This is a genomic window from Pseudomonas sp. DSP3-2-3 (genome assembly GCF_049898225.1).
Taxonomy (GTDB): Bacteria; Pseudomonadota; Gammaproteobacteria; order Pseudomonadales; family Pseudomonadaceae; genus Aquipseudomonas.
Genome location: NZ_JAFCXH010000010.1, coordinates 24,530 through 43,127, shown reverse-complemented (window position 1 = coordinate 43,127; position 18,598 = coordinate 24,530). Strand labels below are relative to the sequence as shown.

Below are 18,598 nucleotides of genomic sequence, written 5' to 3'. Positions count from 1 at the left end.
AACCTTTCCTTGCCGAGCACACTTATGAACAGCTTTGAGCAGTCGATCATCGAGGCCGCGCAGGACGCCACGCCCAACAACACCGAGGCCGAACGCGCGCAAGCCAAGGCTGCGGCCATTGCCGCAGTCGCTGAAATCATGGCGACGACTTCCGGGCTGCAACGCACCCTCGCCCTGGCAGCGCTGCTGGACTCGTACTCCGAAGAGGAAGACGAGTAATCGGCGGACTTGTTGACCGCCAGCAGGAGACACGAGATGCCGATTCAAGCACTATGTCGCCCGAATGCGATGCCATCGCCGCAACACTTTATCTGGACGCGACATGACCCCCAACGCTGAACATTACAACCCCGCCACCGAATACGCTGACAAGCTGATCAGCCGCATCGGTCAGACACCCTCCTGGATTGCCAAGCGCATTGGTGTCACCGACAAGCGCATGCGTTACATCCTGGAAGGCGAACGTACCGTCAAAGGCGAGACAACCCCGATCCAGATGACCTACACCGAGCAGTTCGCTCTGGAATGTCTGGCAGCAGAAGCCAAGGCGCGCAACAAATAAAGTCTGAAATCCTGCGGACCTCAAATGCCAGCGATTCGGCTTTTTGAGGCGTAACCCCGAGCATTGAGCCGTGAAAGACATTCTGCAAGACCTGCAAAAAACCGCAAATGACCTGGAACGTATTTCCCTGAGCCTAGCCGGTCATGCCGTTTTTCTACAGCATTCCATCCACGCCAAAGATGCCGCCGATGTGAATCGTCAGGTCGGGAAGCTGCAAGATAGCGTCGATGATCTACGAACCATTGCCGAGCGGATCAACCCTTGATCGGACATTGCTCACGACCTTTGGTCGAGTCGAGTGACCAGCAACTGAACCAACTGCGATAACAGGCTTCCCACCTGCATAGCGTTCCAATCTGTACGCTGTGCATTCAGGGTTACGTCATGTCTATCGAGAGCAATTCAGTCTTACTTCAGTCACTGATCGCTCAGCTTTCAATTGTTGATTTCAGCTCGTCACTGGCCCTGCTCGGAAATGCTGAAGACAATCTTCTGGGTCTGAGAGACCTCTTCGAGCTGGAGATGATTACCGGCAACTTCATCTATGGTGCACTCAGCGACCCACTGGGTCTGCTGTTCCTCTCCGCTGATCAGATTCTGCTGACCAAACGCGGCGCGCTGTTCGCCCTCCGTTAAGTAGCATCAGTCAAGCGCAATGCGCTCAATCCTGAGCCTGCGACAGTGGCCTTGCCACCTGTTCCAACGACTTGCGCTCGGCGGCTGCGCCCCAGATCCCCTGGACAACTGCAGCCATGATCATCAGCGCTGCGCCGATCAAATAGCCGATCAGGACATTGCTGCGATCGTGGGTCTGGATCAGGTAGCCGAACAGGCTCGGCCCGATGATTCCGCCCAGCCCGGTGCCAAAGGCATAGAACACGGCAATCGCCAATGCGCGGATTTCCAGGGGAAAGGTCTCGGCCACGGTCAGGTACGCCGAACTTGCGGCGGCTGAAGCAAAGAAGAAAATAACCATCCAGGCCAACGCCTGCTGCGTCACATCCAGAACCCCTTGCGCAAACAAGTAACCACTGATGACCAGCAGCACGCCGGAAATTGCGTAGGTCAGACTGATCATCACCCGCCGGCCGATGACATCGAACAAGCGCCCCAGCAATAGCGGGCCGCAAAAATTGCCCAACGCCAGCGGCAACACGTACCAGCCGACCTGCTCAGCCGGAACCTGATAGAAATCCGTCAGCACCAGCGCGTACGTGAAGAAAATCGCGTTGTAGAAAAAAGCCTGGGCGGTCAATAGCGTCATCCCGACCAGAGCCCGCTGGCGAAACCTGATGAACAAGGTCTGGAAAATCTCCCCCAGCGGCGTGTGATCCCTGGCATGCAAACGCAGCGGTTTGCTGGTAACGGCGGGCAATCGGTGGCCCTGCTCGATCATGCCGGCTTCGATCTGCTCGACAATACGTCGCGCTTCATCCGCCTGATTGTGGATCAACAACCAGCGCGGACTTTCCGGTAGCCACAAGCGCATGAACAGGATGATCAGCCCGAGTGCCGCGCCGATGCCGAAGCACAGCCGCCAGCCCAGATCGCCGCCAACCCATTGCGGATCAAGCAGGACAATCGAGCCTGCCGCACCCAATGCCGCGCCCAACCAGAATGTGCCATTGATGGTCAGGTCCACCCAGCCACGGTAGCGCGCCGGGGTGAACTCCTGGATGGTCGAGTTGATCGCCGTGTACTCACCGCCGATGCCCATCCCGGTGAGAAAGCGAAACAGCAGAAAACTCGCGACGTTCCAGGAAAATGCGGTAGCCGCAGTGGCACCGACGTAAAGCAGCAAGGTGATGAAAAACAACTTGCGACGACCGAGGCGATCGGTCAGCCAGCCAAAGAACAACGCACCCAGCACTGCCCCGGCAATGTAAATCCCGCCCGCCAGGCCGATATCACTGTTGGACATCTGCAACAGTTCGCTGGACTTGAGCGCGCCCGACACCGAACCGGCCAGCGTCACTTCCAGACCATCGAGCAGCCAGGTGATACCCAGCGCGAACACTAGTAACGTGTGGAAACGCCCCCAGGGCAGGCGATCAAGGCGCGCGGGCAAATCGGTCTCGAAAACCTTGCCCTTTTGCAGTTCAGCGCCGGGAATACTTGCACTCTCGATTTTCAAAGGACTCGCTCCTGCTCGCAGACGCCTGATGGGCTGACAGGGTTGTGAGTCAAAGGCGCCGGGGGAGTTCAGGTCGAAATCAGCTGATCCAGAACCACAGCAGCGTCAGATTCGCCGCCGAGATCAGTCCGAACAAGCCCCAGGCGGCGGCCTGCACCCACCGGCTGTTGACGAAAGGCCCCATCAAATGCCGGTCGCTGGTAAAGCGAATCAACGGCCAGAGGGCGAATGGCAGTTGCAGGCTGAGCACCACCTGGCTGAGCACCAGCATCTTGCCCACCGAACTATCACCGAGCCACAGCACGCCGATCAGCGCCGGAATCAACGCCAGGGCGCGGGTGATCAAGCGCCGCTGCCAGCAGGGAATCTTCGCCTGCAAGAAACCTTCGAGGACCACCTGGCCGGCGATGGTGCCGGTAAACGTCGAGCTTTGCCCCGCCGCCAGCAAGGCTATGCCAAACAACACGCTGGCCACGGCACCGCCAACCAGTGGGTCAAGCAAGTGATAAGCATCCTGGATTTCCACCACCTCGGTATGCCCGCTCTGATGGAATGCAGCCGCCGCCAGAATCAGGATCGCCGCGTTGATCAGCAGTGCCAGGCTCAGGGAAGCAATCGTGTCGATGCGGGCGAACTTGATCGCGCTGGCCTTGCTGGCGTTATCGCTGCCGTTGACCCGGGTCTGCACCACGGAAGAATGCAGATAGAGGTTATGCGGCATGACGGTCGCGCCGAGAATACCGATGGCGATGTACAGCGGCTCCTGGCCGCTAAGCACATCCCAACTTGGCTTGAGCCCGGCAAAGACGTCCGGCCAGAATGGCTTGATGAGGATGAGCTCGACTGTAAAACAGGCGCCAATGGTCGCGATCAGGCCCAGGACGATGGCCTCCAGACGCCGGAAGTTGGCGCCCTGCAAAGCCAGCACAATCAGCGTATCGAAGGCAGTCAACGCCACGCCGACGGTAATGGACACGCCGAGTAACAAATGAAAGGCCAAGGCAGCACCCAAGACTTCGGCAAGGTCCGTGGCGACAATCGACAGCTCCGCCAATAACCACTGACCTTTGGCGACGCGCGGGCTGTAACGCGCAGCGGACAACTGCGCAAGGTCGCGCCCGGTGGCGATGCCCAGGCGCGAGCACAGGTTCTGCAACACCATGCCGGACAGGCTCGCCAACACCACCACGAACAACAGCGAATAACCGAAACGCGAGCCAGCCTCAATGGCGGTTGCCCAGTTGCCGGGGTCCATATAGCCGATGGAAACCAGCAGGCCGGGGCCGACAAACAGCATCATCTTGCGCGCCAAAGAGGCATTGGCGGGGATGGCGACGCTGTCGGTTACAGCGGACGGGCAAAACGGAGCAGTGGCGGTGGTGGGCAGTTTGAACTTCACGGGGACCAAACGGGCAGCGGGACGAGGTGTGGATGTTAAAGTTTTGCGACACATCTTGATACGCAAAATGTTGCCGCCTTCATCGTGTGGGAGCGAATTCGAAGTCGGCGCAATCCTGTGGGACCGGATTTATCCGGGAAGAGGCCGGTTGATTCATAGCCTCTCTTCGTCAGAAATGCCGCCTTCCCGGATAAATCCGGTCCCACATGTTCGATGATTGCTGGGCGACCGAGCAGGTTTACCAAAACGTAGACAACCCTCACCCATCGACAGTCAAAACCACCTTCCCTTCAATATGGGATTTCTCCAGGTAATCCTGAGCCGCAGCTGCGCTCTTCAACGGGAAAGTGACATTGACCTTCACGTTGACCAGCTCGCCCTTGATCAACTGCGCAATTTCCTCAAGCTGCGTACCGCTGGGCTCAACCAGGAAAAAGCGACTGTTCTTGCCATACGCATCCGGTCGATTGCGGACAGGCTCGTTCAAGGTGGAAACCAGGATGCCGCCAGGTCGCAATACGGCCCATGAACGCTGCTGCATTTCGCCGGACACCAGATTGATTACCAGATCGATATCCGAACAGACATCCTCGAAACGCTCCCTGGTGTAATCGATGACGCGGTCCGCGCCCAGTGCGCTGATGAATCGCGTGCTTTTGTCCGAACCGGTGGCGTAGACCATCGCACCTTTGGCGGCGGCGAGCTGCACGGCAAAGTGCCCGACGCCGCCGCTGGCGCCCTGGATCAGCACGCGCTGCCCGGCCTCCAGATGGCCATGATCGAATAACGCCTGCCACGCCGTCTGCGCCGCCAAAGGCACGGCCGCAGCATGAATGAAATCCAGGTTTTCCGGGATCTTCGCCAAATGCTCGACCTTGATCACGGCGTACTCCGCATAACTGGCATCACCGCCAACCATCCCGAAAACCCGATCTCCTTTGGTAAAACTTCCCACACCACTGCCCACTTGTTCGACAACGCCGGAAAAGTCCCGGCCCATCGTGATCGGCAACTTCTCTTCACTGACCGGCGGAAATTCGCCTTGGCGAATCTTGTAGTCCACCGGATTGACACTCGCAGCGGCAATTCGTACCAATACTTCGCCCACTTGCGGATGAGGGATTTCAATAAATTCGAGTCGCAGCACACTCGAATCACCAAACTGGTGAATCCTTATCGCTTTCATGGTCGCCATGGGGCTGCTTCCTGACAGGTTGATAGGTAATGGGCTGACTACTGGTTCAACGCAGAGGTTCAGCTTAGTTGCCCACGCATCCAGCCAACGGAGCCCAAAAGTCGGTATAGCAGCGCTGATCAACCACGAGCGACCGTTCGGCATAAAAACGTGAAATTCCCGACTATTCGGCAATTAACATCCAAGATCCGCTATAACCAACCGATCTAAACAATCATTTCAAAATGTAAAAGAACTATCATGGGTGATCCAGTATTTCCGGAATCTGACCCATGACTTCTTTATCACCGGCGGACAGCGTGACGCCGCAATTCCCCTCCGATGGGGTTGATCCTGTTCGTGCAGCGTCCATCAGCGCGCGCATCGATCGCTTACCGGCAGTGGCGACGATCTGGCGCCTGATCGCGCTGTTGTCCATCGGCGGCTTTTTCGAGCTTTACGATTTATTCCAGACCGCTTACATCAGTCCGGGCCTGCTGCGTGACGGTATCTTCGCCACGGGCGCACAAGGCGTGTTCGGTTTTTCCGATCAGGCTGCCTTCGCCTCGGCAACCTTTCTCGGGCTTTTTCTCGGCGCCAGCCTGCTCAGCCCGATTGCCGACCGTTTCGGACGCCGGGCGATCTTCACCTCCGCCTTGATCTGGTACACCGTCGCCACCGTGCTGATGGGCGTACAGAGTTCCGCGCTGGGCATCATATGCATGCGCTTTCTGGTGGGAATCGGACTGGGCATCGAGTTGGTGACCATTGACGCTTACCTGTCGGAGCTGGTGCCCAAACGCATCCGCAGTTCGGCGTTTGCCTTTGCCTTCTTCATTCAATTCCTTTCGGTTCCGGCCGTTGCCCTGATGTCCTGGTGGCTGGTGCCACAAGCGCCGTTCGGGATTTCCGGCTGGCGCTGGGTGGTGCTGGCCAGCGCGGTATTCGCGCTGTTCATCTGGTGGCTGCGCTCGCGCCTGCCCGAATCACCGCGCTGGCTTGCGCAGCACGGGCGCTTCGACGAGGCCGAACGCATCATGGATGACATAGAAGCCAAGTGCCTGCGTGAGCACGGCAAACCGCTGGATACACCCGAGCCGGAAGTGGTCGCTGTCGAAGGTCGCGGCCGTTTCGCTGACATCTGGCAGCCGCCCTATCGTCGTCGGGCACTGATGTTGATTGTGTTCCATATCTTCCAGGCCATCGGTTTCTTCGGCTTTGGCAACTGGCTGCCAGCACTGCTCACCGGTCAGGGCGTCAGTCTCACCCACAGTCTGGGTTATGCCTTCGTGATTACCCTCGCCTATCCGCTGGGTCCGCTGTTGTTCGTGAAGTTTGCCAATCGCTATGAGAACAAATGGCAGATCGTCGGCTCGGCGTTGGGATCGATGATCTTCGGCACGCTGTTTGCGTTTCAGACCTCGGCCGTAGGCCTGGTGTTTTGCGGGGTGATGATCACCTTCTGCAATGCCTGGCTGAGCTTCAGTTATCACTCTTATCAGGGTGAACTGTTCCCGACCAACATTCGCGCCCGTGCCGTCGGATTCTGTTACTCCTTCAGCCGACTGTCGACCGTGTTCAGCAGTTTGCTGATCGGCTTCTTTCTGGAGCATTTCGGCACACCGGGCGTGCTGGCCTTTATCGTCAGCAGCATGTTGATCGTGATCATCACCATCAGCACGTTCGGCCCTCGTACACGCAACCTGGCACTGGAAAACATCGCTCACCGCTGATGTCCCATCGTGATTACCGGCGGTGGCGCAAGCTGCCGGTAGTCAACTGGAGTGAACCGCTTGAATACCGGGCTATCCAAACTCGTATCAACTCCAGACCAATCCACAGATGAGGTGCACCATGGCCGGTTCCCGCCCGGAAAATCCAGATGTCGATGCCACTGAAGTAGCGTTTCCCGAAACCGTTCCAGACCCGATCATCGAAGAGCAAGACCCGGAAGCCGGGTTTGAGCCGGGGACGGAACTGGTGCCGGAAAAAGGCGATTTTCATGGCGTGCCCAACAAGCATTAGAACGCGCAGAACCCAATCCTGAAAGACTATTGGTTGCCGACCCACGCCATCGAAGGGTGGCCGGCACCAGGCATCAACTCTGCGCCCACTCGACATCGCTAATCCCGAAATGCTCGGCGTAAGGCTTGGACACGCGGGCGACTTTTTCCAGGCGATATTTCGGGATGCGGGCAATCCCTGCATCGACGCTCGCGTGATGCCAGGCTTCGGCATTGTCCATGCGTTCAGCACTGATATAGAAAGATTTGAAGGCGCCATTGAACAGGTAATCAATTCGGTAATGTTTGTACTGGGACATCCAGGCAGTGCCTCATACTGTTTGTTTAGAGCAGTAGATGACCTTTGGCCTGCGCGAAAAATTCAGTCTTTTTTGACCAAATGATCAATCAGTACACCGCGCGGTTCGCCACGCTACCTGTCAATGGCGCTGCGGTCCTAGCGAATACCCAGGCGTCTGGCGAGTCGACTGAGGTTGGCGCGGTCCAGCCCCATCTCCCGGGCGACTTCCACCCATTTACCCTGATGCCGGGCCAGAGAATCCTCGATCAGCCTGCTCTGGAACGCATCCACTGCATCCTTGAGCGTGCCGCCGGGCACGACCGCTGCGGGCATTGCCGTCGCGGGAGAATGGCTGACGGCGACTTCATCGATCAGGCCCAGTGCGGCAGCCTCAATGGTCAGAATGCGCGGACGCTCCTTGTGTGCCGATAAGGATTTGAGCACCGCGCGGCTGATCAGGTGTTCGAGTTCGCGCACGTTGCCCGGCCAGGTGTAACCGACCAGCAGTTTCTGCGCGTCGACGTTCAGGCGCAGGCTGCGCAGCCCCATGCGTGCGCGATTTTCTTCGAGGAAGAAGCCCGCGAGCAGCAGGACGTCGCGACCGCGCTCGCGCAATGGCGGCACCAGCAGCGGGTAAACACTCAGGCGATGATACAGATCGGCCCGGAAGCGACCGCTGCGCACTTCCTCAGCCAGATCCCGGTTGGTGGCGGCGATGATTCGCACATCCACATGGTGTTCCTGATCTGAGCCGACCCGTTGCAACTGGCCGCTTTGCAAAACCCGCAACAGCTTGGATTGAACGGGAAGCGGCAACTCGCCCACTTCATCGAGAAAAATGGTGCCGCCATCGGCCAGTTCGAATTTGCCGCTGCGGCCGTTCACAGCACCGGAAAAAGCGCCTTTGACGTGGCCAAACAACTCGCTCTCCACCAGCATTTCCGGCAGCGCGGCGCAGTTGAGGCTGATCAGCGGCTTCTGCGCACGGGGTGAACTCAAATGAATGGCCTCGGCCACCAGTTCCTTGCCAACCCCGGTTTCCCCGGTGATCAACACCGACAAGGCGCTGTTGCCGACCAGCTGAATTTCCTGCTGCATCCGCTTATGAACGGCGCTCTGCCCGATCAACTCCCGAGGACCTCGGCCGCCCGCAGCACGTTTATAGACTTCAGCCAGTTGACGTTGATCTTCAAAGCCGCGCGCCAGTTGCTTGATTCGCTCGCTGGCCATGACCGTCGCGGCAGCCAGGCTGGCAAACGCTTGCAGATTATCCAGGTCGACGCTGCCAAAGCGCGAGGGATCCAGCGAGTCCAGGGTAATCAGGCCCCAGGGTTTGTCTTGAAAATACAGCGGGCAACCCAGGCAATCATGCACTTCCAGATGACCTGGATGCCCTTCCACCAGACCGTCGTAAGGGTCCGGCAATTCACAGTCGGTGGAAAAGCGCGTAGGGCCGGGGTTTTCCAGCAACACCTTGAGACGCGGGTGTTCCTCCACCCTGAAGCGCCGACCCAGCGCATCAGCACTCAGCCCCTGCACCGCCAAGGGGATCAGCACGTCGTCTTCAAGCTTGAGCAACGCCACGGCGTCGCACGGCAGCATCTGCCGCAGCGCCTGGAGCAAGCGCCGATAGCGCTCATCGTCAGGTAATTCCCGACTCAGGTCAGCGACCAGAGGAACCAATGCCGCTAACAGAGGGTTTGTCATTGCGATTCCGTTGACTGATTAATGACCGACGATGCGGTCATTATGACTCCATTAAAATTGAAAAAGACAGCGGCACAAACACTCGGCGACAGCCGATAGGTCGCCAGATTCTCGCTCAACTATTAATAAATAGCAGACCTGCCACCCGCTCATTCAACTTTTTAACCACCCAATCAGTCCGTTAGCAATTTGAAACACTTCTTTGCCAAACAATAGTTTAAGTGCCCTGATAATTTCTGACGCCAGCACACTGACGATATAAGCATTGCCATTTAGTTTTATTGAAGTGGCGAATAAGAAATTCCGTTTCATAGTGCTTCAAACCGGCGAAGAGCAAATGGACATGGCCAGAATTCAGGGAAGAGCTCTCGAAACTTACCCGCCCTTAGTTGTTGATCTCGATGGCACGTTACTGCGCTCGGACTTGCTTATGGAAACAGCAATGGCCCTGGTGCGCAGCCAACCCTTCAATATTTTCAAGATGTTTGGCTGGTTGATCAAAGGCAAAGCGGCGCTCAAGGAAGGACTGGCTCTGGCCACGCAGATCGACGTCAGCCGGTTGCCTTACGACCCGGAAGTCATTGCACTTATCCAGGCCGAACGCGCCAATGGACGCATGATTGTCCTCGCCACCGCCAGCCACGACAGCCTTGCAGTGCGCATCGCCGAACACTTGCAATTGTTTGATCGGGTGGTCGCGTCCAATGCTGACCGCAACCTGTCCGCACACACAAAACGCGATCTGCTGGTCGGCCACTACGGCGAAGGTGGTTTCGATTACCTGGGCAACTCTCTGGACGATTTGCCGATCTGGCGCGCCGCGAGGCGAGCGTTTGTGGTCAATCCCGAGTCCGGTGTCGAGAGCCGCGCCAAGGCGCAGGGTAATGTCGAGAAAGTCATTCATTCCAATGTCTCCAGCCTGCGAGACTGGCGCAAAGCGCTGCGCATGCACCAGTGGCTGAAAAACGCGCTGATCTTTATCCCGTTGCTCGCGGCACATCAAATAAACCAGCCTTTGCAGTTATTCAACGGCGTACTGGCTTTCCTGTTTTTCGGCCTTTGCGCTTCCAGCGTGTACGTGCTCAATGACCTGCTGGACCTGGCCGATGATCGCCATCACCAAAGCAAGCGCAAACGTCCCTTCGCCTGCGGCAAGTTGTCGATCAAGGCCGGGCTGGTCGTCGTCCCGCTGCTGTTGATAGCCGCATTTGGCGGTGCCGCCTTGCTTTTGCCCTGGCAATTCAGCGCTGTGCTGGGCGCTTATTACCTGCTGACACTTGCCTATTCGCTGTACCTGAAACGGCAAATGGCGGTGGATGTCATCGTCCTGGCCATGCTCTACACCGCGAGAATTCTGGCCGGGGCCGCCGCGCTCGGCTTGCCGCTGACGTTCTGGATTCTGGCGTTTTCAATGTTCATCTTCCTCAGCCTGGCGCTGGTCAAGCGCTATGCCGAACTGCGCGATGCCCGGGCCAGGGACTTGAAGGAAATGACCCGAGGTCGAGGTTATTACCCCGGCGACCTGGACATGATTGCTGCGCTTGGCGCTTCATCCGGGCACTTGGCGGTCATGGTCCTGGCGCTGTACATCCACGAAGGCACGACCATCATTCAATACGCCCGCCCGCATGTGATCTGGCTGGCTTGCCCGCTGCTGCTGTTCTGGATTACCCGGGTCTGGATGCTGACCCATCGCGGTCTGATGAACGATGACCCCGTGGTGTTCGCCATTCGGGACCGCATCAGCCAAGGCATTGGTGCCTTGTTGGCGGTAGTGTTCTGGGTTGCCACATGACTGCACCTCTGTATTCGTGGGGCCGATATCCCCTGACGCCGCAAACCGGCCATGCCTGCAATTGGATCGACGACCTGACCGCGCACGCCAAGGGCGTCATTGCCGAACATCAGACCAGCCTGCCCTACGGCAACGGGCGCAGTTACGGTGACAGCTGCCTGGCGGCCAGCGATCAGGTGCTGGACATGCGCGCCTTGAATCGCTTCATCCGCGCCGACTGGGACAAAGGCATTGTGCGCGTCGAATCCGGCGTGACGCTGGCGGAGATCCTCGCCGCAGCGATTCCCCGCGGCTGGTTTCTGCCGGTGACACCGGGCACACAATTCGCCACCGTGGGCGGTGCCATCGCCAATGATGTGCATGGCAAAAATCACCATTTGCGCGGCACCTTTGGCAATCACGTCGTGCGCTTCGGCCTGTTGCGGCATCGCGACGGCGCGTTAATGTGCTCGCCGGGCGAAAACACGCGCTACTACGCCGCGACCATTGGCGGCCTGGGCCTGACCGGCATCATCAGCTGGGCGGATCTGCAGCTGATGCCGATTCGCGCCAGTCAGATCGACAGTACGGTGGTGCGGTTTGCCAATCTGGCGGAATTCTTCAGCCTCTCCACGGAACTGGATCATCTTCACGAATACAGCGTGGCGTGGATCGACTGCCTGGCCAAAGGTACCAACACCGGGCGCGGCGTATTCATCGTTGGCGATCATGCGCGCTATGGTTCGCTTGAAGTGGGCGATAGATTGAATCTGAAAGTCCCGCTCACGCCGCCCGTTTCGCTCATCAACAACCTGTCGTTACGCGCCTTCAACTCCGTTTACTGGCGCGCCCATCCCGGCCAGCGCACGCCGAAGCGCACCGCGTACGAGCCGTTTTTCTACCCACTGGATCGCGTCCGGCACTGGAACCGAATCTACGGTCGCAGCGGCTTTCAGCAGTATCAATGCGTGGTCCCCGAAGGCAACGCTGAAGTCGCCATGCGCGAGCTGTTGGACGCCATTGTCGATTCCGGCCAGGGCTCTTTTCTGGCGGTGCTCAAGCGCTGCGGTGACATTGCTTCGCCGGGCCTGCTTTCATTCCCCATGCCGGGCACGTCGCTGGCGCTGGACTTTCCTCACAGCGACGAACTGATCAACGGGCTGTTCCCGCGTTTGGACGCCATTGTCCGGGCGGCGGGCGGCCGACTCTACCCGGCCAAGGACGCGCACATGAGCGGCAGTGACTTTCGCCAGGCGTATCCGGCCTGGGAGCGGCTGGAAGCGTTGCGCGATCCCTCTTTGATGTCCCGCTTCTGGAAACGAGTGAGCCTATGAAACGAGTCCTGATAATCGGCGCTACTTCAGCCATCGCCACTGCCTGCGCTCGTCTGTGGGCCAGCGAAGGCAATGATTTCTTCCTCGTTGCTCGCAACGCCGCCAAGCTGGAACAGACCGCTGCCGACCTGAAAAGCCGTGGCGCCAAGGTCGTTACGCTGCATGAAATGGACGCCACTGATTTAACCGCGCACCCGGCCATGCTGGAGCAATGCCTGATGGCGCTGGGGCAGATCGATGTGGCGCTGATCGCGCACGGCACCCTGCCCGATCAGAAAGCTTGCGAGCGCGACGTCGGCGTCGCCTTGCAGGAATTCGCCACCAACGGTACCTCGGTAATCGCCCTACTGAGTTTGCTGGCCAATCAGTTTGAAACCCAGCGCTGTGGCAGCCTGGCAGTTATTTCTTCAGTGGCCGGTGATCGTGGCCGCCCTTCCAACTATGTCTATGGCGCGGCCAAGGCTGCCGTTTCGACCTTCTGCGAAGGCTTGCAGGCGCGGCTGTTCAAGGTCGGCGTGCACGTGCTGACGATCAAGCCGGGCTTCGTCGACACGCCGATGACGCAAGGCTTGTCGCTGCCTGCGGCCTTGCTCGCGCAACCCGAGCAGGTTGCCCAACGTATTGTCGCCGGGATCGCCCACAAATCGCCGACGCTCTACACGCCGGGATTCTGGGCGCTGATCATGCTGGTCATTCGCTCTATTCCGCAGCCGGTCTTCAAGAGGCTGAATCTATGACCGAATCACCTTACCTGTCCGGCTGGCGCTACCGCGCGGTGGTGCTGTCGGTGGTGGGTTCGGCCATCGCCTACCTGGGCTTTTCCCTGTGGGGCGGCTGGTTTGCGGTAAGCCAGGCGGTGGGCAAAGTCGGCGTAGTCGGCATTCTCGTGGCGCTGCTGCTGTCGTCGTTCAACTACGGCCTGCGGTTTCTGCGCTGGCAGACTTATCTGCGCGTGCTGGGCCATCCAGTGGCATGGCAACCGAGCCTGAATATTTACCTGGCCGGTTTTGCCCTGACCACCACGCCCGGCAAGGCTGGCGAAGCGTTACGCGGAGTGCTGCTCAAGCGCTGGGGCGTGCCTTATCCGCAAAGTTTCGCGGCGTTCTTCAGTGAGCGGCTGTCGGACCTGTTGGCAGTGGTGCTGCTGACCTTGTTCGGCCTGTCGCTGTATCCAGACGCACGGCCGATGATCGTGGTGGGCATCAGTCTGGTACTGATCGGCCTGCTGATCCTTTCCCAGAGACGTCTGCTGGAACGCCTGGCCTCGGCAATTGCGCCACAGGGTGGCAAGTTGATCGGCCTGGCTCGGCAGCTGATTCAAGTGCTGATCGCTGCTCAGCGCTGTCATCGCCTGAGCCTGCTGATCGGCGTGACGGCCCTGAGCGTGGTGGCCTGGAGCGCCGAGGCGCTGGCTTTCCACTGGATCCTGAACTGGATGGGCGCCGACATCGAGCTGACGTTCGCCGTATTTGTCTACGCCCTGGCGATGCTGGCCGGGGCCATCAGCTTCATGCCCGGCGGGCTCGGCGGCGCGGAAGCGGTGATGGTCGGCTTGTTGGTCTGGAAAGGCATGTCCAGCGCCGATGCAATCGCCGCGACCGTGCTGATTCGCCTCGCGACCTTGTGGTTCGCCGTCGGTATTGGCGCGGTGATGCTGCTCAAGCTCAAGTCGGCGCACGCCCTGGATCCGCAAATAACCGGGCAAGCCGCCAAGTAACCCGCACTTGATAATCGCTCACAGGAGTTGCTCCATGGCCTCAGGAAACGCCGGTCGTTCGTCAATCAGCCCTGCGCTGTTGCTGCTTTGCGCAGCCATTTTTGCCAGTTTCGTCGCCTCCAGCGGACCGATCCAATGGATGGACAACGGCATATTCATGGCCGACGCCGCGCAGGGCCACTACTTCAGCGAATCCCTTGGCCCGCTGGATCACCCGCTGTATCACTTTGTCAGCACTGTGACCTTTGAATTGCTCGGCCCACTGGTCTTGAGCCTGCTCAACTCGATACTGCTGATTCCGCTGGCATGGATCATCTACCAACTGGCCGTGAGCGTCGGGGCCAGTACGCGCCAGGCATTGCTGGCGGCGGCCGCAACGGTCCTGTCGCATTCGGTGTTCTGGGTCTCGACCAAGATCGAGGTGTATATCCTGCACTCGCTGTTGGTGTTGCTGGCTTATTGGGTGCATTTCGAGCGCAAGTCTTCCCTGAGCGATGTCGGCAAGTTATTCATCATTGGCGCCCTGACCGGACTCGGCGCGGCCATTCACCAATTGACCTTCGTGGTTCTGCTGCCGCTGTACATTCAACTTCTGTATCAGCACAAGACCCGGATCCTGATCACCGTTCCCGGTTTCATCGCCGGTTTTGCAGTGGCGTGGCCAGCGGTTGCCCATGACCTGTATAGCGGAATGAATATCGTCGAGGTGTTCCATCGTTACCTTACCGGCAGCGCCATCAAAAGTGACCAACCGAGTTACGAAAGCAGCCTGTTGCGCTTCGACGACATGTGGCATGAGAAAAACTCGGTGTGCATCCTGTTACTGTCGCTGATTGGCCCACAGTTGCTGGGGCTTGTGCTGTTTCCCAGGGACAACCGGTTACGCCTGCTATGGTGCGCCGCAGCGTTGAATTTCGTGTTCGCGGCGTCCTACAACGTCCCTGATCGCTTCACGTTCTTCCTGCCCGGCGTCGCGATGCTAAGCATTATTGGTGTCTTGAAAATGCTGGCATTGCTGCCCGGCAATCTGACCGGCAAGACCCTGGCCAACCTATCGGTGGCGGCGTCGCCGCTGTCGATTCTGCTGGTGTATTCGCTGTATGCCTCAGGTTTGCTGAACTTGCCGACCCATAAAGAAGCATTGCCGTTTCGCAACGATATTCACTACTTCATGGTGCCTTACCTGCCCGATCACTCTGCCGAGCAGTTCGCCCACAGCTATGCGCAATCGGTGCCCGAAGGCGCGCTGATCATCGCGGACTGGACACCCATGGGCGCCCTGCGCTCCGCCCAGGCGATCGGCGAATTACAGGGTCGCACGCTGGAAATGTGCGATGAGGTCAGGGACATCAAAGTCTTCCTCGAAGGCCACGGCGCGTATCTGGCGCGGACCAGCTACTGCGGCATGATCGGCGATAACTACGCGCTGGAAAACTCAGTGGTCGGGTTTGCGTTGCATAGCAAATGAGCATTTCAGCGCCGGTAAGTCCGGATTGGTTCGGCACCTGAAACATTGCTTCGCGAACAAGTTCGCTCTCATCAAACAACACATATCCATCTGGCCTGACGAGGATCCGTGGGACCGGATTTATCCGGGAAAGCGGCATTCCTGACGAGGAAAATGCAGTGGATGTACCGACCTCTTCCCGGATGAATCCGGTCCCACTGGACTGTTTGCTGCGCGACAGCGCGGCGTCTGGACGACGGGGGATCTCCTACTGAGGTGCGACAGCTGGGAATTCAGTGAACACAATCCCGGTTGAACCGCTCCAGTCAAACCCACTCTACGGCTGCCACATGGTCTTCTCGCCATTCAGTTTACGATCCAGGAAGCTCGCCGCGCTGATCAATGCCAGATGGCTCAGCGCCTGGGGCGTATTGCCCAGGTGATGGCCATGAACGTCGAACTCTTCGGCGTAAAGCCCCAGAGGATTGGAATAACGCAGCAATTGTTCGAACTCCAGATGCGCCTGTTCAACCCGGCCAGCCCGGGCCAGGCATTCGACGTACCAGAATGAACAGGCGGTGAAGGCGCCCTCCTCTCCGGCGAGGCCGTCGTCATGGTCATCGTCGTTGCGGTAGCGATAAACCATGCCATCGCGCACCAGGGTGCCTTCGATGGCGTCCAGCGTCGCCAGCCAGCGCGGATCGCTGGCTCCGACGAAACGCACCAGCGGCATCAGCAGCATTGAAGCGTCCAGGTTGCGACTGCCTTGGTATTGCACAAAATGGCCCAGATCGGCGTTCCAGAAGTTTTTCCAGATGTCGTCGTGAATTGCCTGCCGTTCCTTGTCCCAGCGATCAAAAGGCGCAGGCAGCGAACGTTTGAAGGCCAAGCGCAGCGCGCGGTCCAGCGCAACCCAACACATCAGGCGCGAATGCAGGAAGTGCTGATCCTGGCCGCGCATTTCCCAGATGCCGACGTCTTTGCTGCGCCAGTTTTCGCAAACGTAATCCACCAGACGCGTCGCGTGCTGCCAGCCTTCGTAGGAAATCGCCTCACCATATTTGTTGGCCAGATACACCGCGTCCATCAGCTCGCCATAAATATCCAGCTGAGTCTGCCGGTAAGCCTCGTTGCCAATACGCACCGGGGTCGCGCCGCCATAACCGGAAAGATGCGTCAGGGTTTCCTCGGGCAACTCTTCGCGGCCATCAAGGCCATAAAGGATGCCGAGAGTGCTGGAGTCATCGCAGCAATCGCCCATTCTGCCGCGCACCCAGCCCATGAACGCGTTGGCTTCATCGGAATAGCCCAGGCGCATGAACGCATAGACCGTGAACGAGGCGTCGCGAATCCAGGTGTAGCGATAGTCCCAATTGCGCTCGCCGCCGAGGGTTTCCGGCAGGCCGAAGGTCGCGGCAGCCACAATCCCGCCATGCTTGCGGGAAGTGAGCAATTTGAGGGTCAGCGCTGAACGGTTGACCATTTCCTGCCAGCGGCCACGGTACTCGGACTGTTTGCTCCAGCGCCGCCAGAACGCCAGGGTGTCGTCGAGATAACGCGGGCATTGCCCGGCGCTGACTTGCTCGTCGTCGATACCGCCGAGCACGAATTCGAAAATCTCGCCTTGCTGCATGGCGAACTCAGCGACGGCGGTCTGCTCATCGACGTGCAACGACGCCGTCGATGAAAGTCGCATGCCTGGCTGCCCTTCGGCCTCAAAGCACACGTCTTCGCCAGCCATGCGCACGCTCATCTCGGCGCGACTGTAATCCAGGCGCACCCGGCAGCGCATGCGCATGGTCGCTGCGCCATAACGCACCTCGATGCGCCGCACCACGCGGGGCAAGTCGTCCTCGTGTTGCCCGATGGGCATCAAGTCGGTCACCTCGACCACCGCATCCTTGGCGATCCAGCGGGTTTGCAACACATTGGTGTCCGGCAGGTAAATCTGCTGGCGACGTGCGTCGGGCAGATCCGGGGCCAACTGAAAAATGCCCGCATCATTGCTGTCCAGCAGTGCGGTGAACACCGACGGGCTATCAAAATCCGGCCAGCAGAGGAAGTCGATGCTGCCGGTGTCGGCGACCAACGCCGCGCTGCGCATATCGCCAATGATGCCGTGGTTTTCGATCGGGTTTTGCGCTTCTTCCAGAAACTCAGCCATTGTCGCGAAACTCCGGGTAGAGGCTCATGCCGCCGTCAATGAACAAGGTGGTGCCATGCACGTAATCGGATAAATCCGACGCGAGCCAGACCACCGCATTGGCCACGTCTTCTGCTTCACCGACGCGCCCGTAGGGAATCAGCTTCAACAGTTTGGCTTCGGCATCGCCCTTCATCGCGTCCTGATTGATCGCGGTGCGAATCGCGCCCGGTGCAATGCTGTTGACGCGGATTTTCTTCTCGCCGACTTCCTGGGCAATCGTGCGCATCAACAGGTCGATGCCGCCTTTGGACGCCGCGTAGTTGGCGTGCCCGGCCCAGGGAATCAATTGATGCACGGAGCTCATGTGAATGATCTTGCCCATGGCCCTGGAAACCTCCGGGCGCATGCCTTGAGCGACGAACTGGCGCAAGGCACTGCGCGCGCAGAGAAACTGCCCGGTCAGGTTGACGTCGATCACCTTGTTCCAGTCGGCCAGGCTCATGTCGAAGATCGACGCATCTTTTTGCAGGCCGGAATTGGCCACCAGAATATCCAGGCGACCAAAGTGCTCCAGGGTTTGCGCGAACAGACGCTCGACCTGATCTTCCTGCGAAACGTCAGCACCGAGGGCGACCGCCTGGCCGCCTTCGGCAATGATCTGCGCAACGAGCTTTTCCGCCGGTTCAGGCTGGGAATTGTAGTTGATCACCACGGCGGCGCCCGCCGCTGCCAGGGCCTTGGCTGCTCCGGCGCCCAGGCCGGAACTGCCGCCGGTTACCAACGCAACCTGCTTGTCCAATGAAATACGCATCGAGTCAAAGCCTCATGTTAAGCATGTAGAGCTGACCGGCGAGCCGAACGGGAAGTTCATTGGAAGCAGCTGTAAGCTTCGAGCGGCAA

At 58.9% G+C, this 18,598-nt stretch carries 18 protein-coding genes; 11 read left to right on the top strand and 7 right to left on the bottom strand.

Annotated features, from left to right (window positions below):
* Positions 1 to 24 precede the first annotated feature (24 nt).
* The 4 genes from ACP7E4_RS13520 to ACP7E4_RS13505 all read left to right on the top strand — a co-directional run bounded on the left by ACP7E4_RS13520 (position 25) and on the right by ACP7E4_RS13505 (position 1,198).
* On the top strand, positions 25 to 219 hold the full coding sequence (locus tag ACP7E4_RS13520; protein ID WP_426114377.1) for a hypothetical protein: 195 nt from the start codon (positions 25 to 27) through the stop codon (positions 217 to 219).
* 103 nt (positions 220 to 322) lie between these two features.
* The gene (locus ACP7E4_RS13515) at positions 323 to 562 is read left to right on the top strand and encodes a hypothetical protein (protein WP_426114375.1); all 240 of its coding nucleotides are present in this window, start codon (positions 323 to 325) and stop codon (positions 560 to 562) included.
* A gap of 70 nt (positions 563 to 632) precedes the next feature.
* Complete coding sequence (locus ACP7E4_RS13510) at positions 633 to 827, top strand: hypothetical protein (protein ID WP_426114373.1); 195 nt, start codon at positions 633 to 635, stop codon at positions 825 to 827.
* Between the two features lie 119 nt (positions 828 to 946).
* Entirely contained in the window at positions 947 to 1,198 is a 252-nt protein-coding gene (locus ACP7E4_RS13505) for a hypothetical protein (RefSeq protein ID WP_426114371.1), read from the top strand.
* A gap of 25 nt (positions 1,199 to 1,223) precedes the next feature.
* On the opposite strand, the gene ACP7E4_RS13500 is transcribed toward ACP7E4_RS13505, so the two are convergent.
* The 3 genes from ACP7E4_RS13500 to ACP7E4_RS13490 form a co-directional block, all read right to left on the bottom strand.
* A complete protein-coding gene (locus ACP7E4_RS13500) occupies positions 1,224 to 2,696 on the bottom strand; it encodes an MFS transporter (RefSeq protein WP_426114369.1) in 1,473 nt (490 codons plus the stop codon).
* A gap of 79 nt (positions 2,697 to 2,775) precedes the next feature.
* A complete protein-coding gene (locus ACP7E4_RS13495) occupies positions 2,776 to 4,095 on the bottom strand; it encodes an Nramp family divalent metal transporter (RefSeq protein WP_426114367.1) in 1,320 nt (439 codons plus the stop codon).
* A 259-nt stretch (positions 4,096 to 4,354) separates the two neighbouring features.
* Complete coding sequence (locus tag ACP7E4_RS13490; protein WP_426114365.1) at positions 4,355 to 5,290, bottom strand: NADP-dependent oxidoreductase; 936 nt, start codon at positions 5,288 to 5,290, stop codon at positions 4,355 to 4,357.
* A gap of 272 nt (positions 5,291 to 5,562) precedes the next feature.
* Here ACP7E4_RS13490 and ACP7E4_RS13485 point away from each other — a divergent pair, with 272 nt between their 5' ends.
* Both ACP7E4_RS13485 and ACP7E4_RS13480 read left to right on the top strand, forming a co-directional pair.
* A complete protein-coding gene (locus ACP7E4_RS13485) occupies positions 5,563 to 7,002 on the top strand; it encodes an MFS transporter (protein WP_426114363.1) in 1,440 nt (479 codons plus the stop codon).
* 121 nt (positions 7,003 to 7,123) lie between these two features.
* Positions 7,124 to 7,294, top strand: coding sequence for a hypothetical protein (locus tag ACP7E4_RS13480; protein WP_426114361.1), 171 nt, complete (start codon positions 7,124 to 7,126; stop codon positions 7,292 to 7,294).
* Positions 7,295 to 7,367: 73 nt separating this feature from the next.
* Here ACP7E4_RS13480 and ACP7E4_RS13475 read toward each other — a convergent pair whose 3' ends face one another.
* Both ACP7E4_RS13475 and norR read right to left on the bottom strand, forming a co-directional pair.
* Positions 7,368 to 7,592 carry a DUF6555 family protein gene (locus ACP7E4_RS13475; RefSeq protein ID WP_426114359.1) on the bottom strand — a complete coding sequence of 75 codons (225 nt, stop codon included), beginning with the start codon at positions 7,590 to 7,592 and terminating at the stop codon, positions 7,368 to 7,370.
* Between the two features lie 137 nt (positions 7,593 to 7,729).
* Entirely contained in the window at positions 7,730 to 9,280 is a 1,551-nt protein-coding gene (gene norR / locus ACP7E4_RS13470) for a nitric oxide reductase transcriptional regulator NorR (RefSeq protein WP_426114357.1), read from the bottom strand.
* Between the two features lie 343 nt (positions 9,281 to 9,623).
* On the opposite strand from norR, the gene ACP7E4_RS13465 reads away from it, so the two are divergent.
* From ACP7E4_RS13465 to ACP7E4_RS13445, 5 genes are read left to right on the top strand one after another with little or no spacing between them, the layout of a single operon-like run.
* A complete protein-coding gene (locus ACP7E4_RS13465; RefSeq protein ID WP_426114355.1) occupies positions 9,624 to 11,075 on the top strand; it encodes a UbiA family prenyltransferase in 1,452 nt (483 codons plus the stop codon).
* Complete coding sequence (locus ACP7E4_RS13460) at positions 11,072 to 12,388, top strand: FAD-binding oxidoreductase (protein ID WP_426114353.1); 1,317 nt, start codon at positions 11,072 to 11,074, stop codon at positions 12,386 to 12,388. The genes ACP7E4_RS13465 and ACP7E4_RS13460 overlap by 4 nt, the downstream gene beginning before the upstream one ends.
* Positions 12,385 to 13,125, top strand: a complete 741-nt coding sequence (locus ACP7E4_RS13455; protein WP_426114351.1) for an SDR family oxidoreductase — start codon at positions 12,385 to 12,387, stop codon at positions 13,123 to 13,125. The genes ACP7E4_RS13460 and ACP7E4_RS13455 overlap by 4 nt, the downstream gene beginning before the upstream one ends.
* Positions 13,122 to 14,105 (top strand): lysylphosphatidylglycerol synthase transmembrane domain-containing protein, encoded by a 984-nt coding sequence (locus ACP7E4_RS13450; RefSeq protein WP_426114349.1) that lies wholly within the window; start codon positions 13,122 to 13,124, stop codon positions 14,103 to 14,105. Before ACP7E4_RS13455 ends, ACP7E4_RS13450 begins: the two co-directional genes overlap by 4 nt.
* Positions 14,106 to 14,139: 34 nt before the next feature.
* Positions 14,140 to 15,573, top strand: a complete 1,434-nt coding sequence (locus ACP7E4_RS13445) for a DUF2723 domain-containing protein (RefSeq protein ID WP_426114347.1) — start codon at positions 14,140 to 14,142, stop codon at positions 15,571 to 15,573.
* 316 nt (positions 15,574 to 15,889) lie between these two features.
* Here ACP7E4_RS13445 and ACP7E4_RS13440 read toward each other — a convergent pair whose 3' ends face one another.
* Positions 15,890 to 17,716 (bottom strand): glycoside hydrolase family 15 protein, encoded by a 1,827-nt coding sequence (locus tag ACP7E4_RS13440; protein ID WP_426114345.1) that lies wholly within the window; start codon positions 17,714 to 17,716, stop codon positions 15,890 to 15,892.
* Complete coding sequence (locus ACP7E4_RS13435; RefSeq protein ID WP_426114343.1) at positions 17,709 to 18,509, bottom strand: glucose 1-dehydrogenase; 801 nt, start codon at positions 18,507 to 18,509, stop codon at positions 17,709 to 17,711. The genes ACP7E4_RS13440 and ACP7E4_RS13435 overlap by 8 nt, the downstream gene beginning before the upstream one ends.
* Positions 18,510 to 18,598 lie beyond the last annotated feature (89 nt).

Excerpts from the sequence above, each read along its gene's own strand:
- ACP7E4_RS13520 (WP_426114377.1), top strand. The coding sequence starts at position 25 with ATGAACAGCTTTGAGCAGTCGATCATCGAGGCCGCGCAGGACGCCACG.
- ACP7E4_RS13515 (WP_426114375.1), top strand. The coding sequence starts at position 323 with ATGACCCCCAACGCTGAACATTACAACCCCGCCACCGAATACGCTGAC.
- ACP7E4_RS13505 (WP_426114371.1), top strand. The coding sequence starts at position 947 with ATGTCTATCGAGAGCAATTCAGTCTTACTTCAGTCACTGATCGCTCAG.
- ACP7E4_RS13490 (WP_426114365.1), bottom strand. The coding sequence starts at position 5,290 with ATGGCGACCATGAAAGCGATAAGGATTCACCAGTTTGGTGATTCGAGT.
- ACP7E4_RS13485 (WP_426114363.1), top strand. The coding sequence starts at position 5,563 with ATGACTTCTTTATCACCGGCGGACAGCGTGACGCCGCAATTCCCCTCC.
- ACP7E4_RS13480 (WP_426114361.1), top strand. The coding sequence starts at position 7,124 with ATGGCCGGTTCCCGCCCGGAAAATCCAGATGTCGATGCCACTGAAGTA.
- ACP7E4_RS13475 (WP_426114359.1), bottom strand. The coding sequence starts at position 7,592 with ATGTCCCAGTACAAACATTACCGAATTGATTACCTGTTCAATGGCGCC.
- norR (WP_426114357.1), bottom strand. The coding sequence starts at position 9,280 with ATGACAAACCCTCTGTTAGCGGCATTGGTTCCTCTGGTCGCTGACCTG.
- ACP7E4_RS13465 (WP_426114355.1), top strand. The coding sequence starts at position 9,624 with ATGGCCAGAATTCAGGGAAGAGCTCTCGAAACTTACCCGCCCTTAGTT.
- ACP7E4_RS13460 (WP_426114353.1), top strand. The coding sequence starts at position 11,072 with ATGACTGCACCTCTGTATTCGTGGGGCCGATATCCCCTGACGCCGCAA.
- ACP7E4_RS13455 (WP_426114351.1), top strand. The coding sequence starts at position 12,385 with ATGAAACGAGTCCTGATAATCGGCGCTACTTCAGCCATCGCCACTGCC.
- ACP7E4_RS13450 (WP_426114349.1), top strand. The coding sequence starts at position 13,122 with ATGACCGAATCACCTTACCTGTCCGGCTGGCGCTACCGCGCGGTGGTG.
- ACP7E4_RS13445 (WP_426114347.1), top strand. The coding sequence starts at position 14,140 with ATGGCCTCAGGAAACGCCGGTCGTTCGTCAATCAGCCCTGCGCTGTTG.
- ACP7E4_RS13440 (WP_426114345.1), bottom strand. The coding sequence starts at position 17,716 with ATGGCTGAGTTTCTGGAAGAAGCGCAAAACCCGATCGAAAACCACGGC.
- ACP7E4_RS13435 (WP_426114343.1), bottom strand. The coding sequence starts at position 18,509 with ATGCGTATTTCATTGGACAAGCAGGTTGCGTTGGTAACCGGCGGCAGT.